The organism is Pseudoalteromonas sp. Z9A6, from assembly GCF_011378805.1.
GTDB lineage: Bacteria > Pseudomonadota > Gammaproteobacteria > Enterobacterales > Alteromonadaceae > Pseudoalteromonas > Pseudoalteromonas distincta.
This window is the reverse complement of record NZ_WTKZ01000122.1, coordinates 1-1,309: the sequence shown is the minus strand read 5'-3', so window position 1 is coordinate 1,309 and position 1,309 is coordinate 1. Positions and strand designations below refer to the sequence as shown.

The following is a 1,309-nucleotide window of genomic DNA, read 5'->3' as shown; positions in this document are numbered from 1 at the left end:
TGAATCGCCCCGAGTTCATCGGAGACCAGTTTGTTTAAGTCAGGCCACTTTACCTGACTCGTTTAAATTATCATAGTAGTCTGTTTCATATTGAGCTGGTGAAATATACCCAATTGAAGATAATAAGCGTTGATTATTAAACCAATTGACCCACTCTAACGTTGCGTATTCAACAGCATCAACATTCTTCCACGGGCCATTTCTGCGAATAATCTCTGTTTTAAATAATCCATTTATTGTTTCAGCCAATGCATTGTCATAAGAGTCACCCACACTGCCTACAGACGCTTGAATTCCAGCTTCAGCAAGTCGCTCAGTGTATCGTATAGACAAATATTGGCTGCCTCTGTCGCTGTGGTGAATTAACCCTTCGGGGTTGCCACGATGCCAAATAGCTTGCTCTAACGCATCAAGAATAAGCTCTGTGTGCATTGTCGTTGATACACGCCAACCTACAATGTATCGTGAAAAAACATCTATCACGAAAGCGACATAAACAAACCCACTCCATGTGGCAACATAGGTGATGTCAGCTACCCAAAGTTGATTTGGCTGCTCAGCAGTAAATTGACGATTAACTAAATCAAGTGGCTTATCTTGTTGCTCGTCAGGTATCGTTGTCTTATGTGCTTTACCCCGACGAACACCTTGAATTCCCATAACTCGCATCAATCGTTCGACTGTACAGCGGGCGACTTGATGGTCGTCAAGCTGTAGCTGCTTCCATATTTTTCTTGCACCATAAACTGACATATTATCCTCCCACACTTCGCGAATGAGTATTATCAGCTCAGCATCACGCTTTTTGCGGTTAGACAGTCGCTCAGGCTCTCTTTGTATCTGTTTATGAGAATAATACGTTGATGGTGCAATCGGCAATTCCTTGCAAATTGACTCGACACCGTAATGCTCTCTGCAAGCATCAATAAAATCCACTATTACTTCTGTTTGCGGTCGAGCTCCGCTTGGGCGAAAAAAGCGGCAGCTTGCCTCAGGATATCATTCGTTCGCTTGAGCTCTTTATTCTCGCGCTCTAAGACGGCAAGGCGTTCTTCAGTTGATTGCGTATTAGAAGAGGGTTTAGACGGTTGAGCTTGAGATTTCTTGACCCATGCTCTAAGTGTTTCTGGGGTACATCCCAGTTTATCTGAAATCGATACTAGCGCAGCCCAAAGAGAAGGGTATTCATGCTGTTGTGTGGTAACAAGCCTAATTGCACGTTCACGAAATTCTGATGTATAGCGATTTGATTTTTTCATAGTTCCAGTTTCTCAAGTTATTGAGTCTCTGGCAAACACGGGGCGATTCA

The 1,309-nt window shown here is 43.4% G+C and carries 1 protein-coding gene and 1 other annotated feature; the gene reads right to left on the bottom strand.

The window, feature by feature from the left end; translation table 11 throughout:
• Nucleotides 1-39: 39 nt before the first annotated feature.
• Nucleotides 40-1,259 (bottom strand): IS3 family transposase gene (locus GQR53_RS20450; protein ID WP_223230517.1). Its coding sequence is split into 2 segments (ribosomal slippage): nt 40-971 and nt 971-1,259, totalling 1,221 coding nucleotides; the frame shifts between segments, so codons are not numbered across the junction.
• Nucleotides 865-981 (bottom strand) — a sequence feature (AL1L pseudoknot). (Overlaps the previous gene by 117 nt.)
• Nucleotides 1,260-1,309 lie beyond the last annotated feature (50 nt).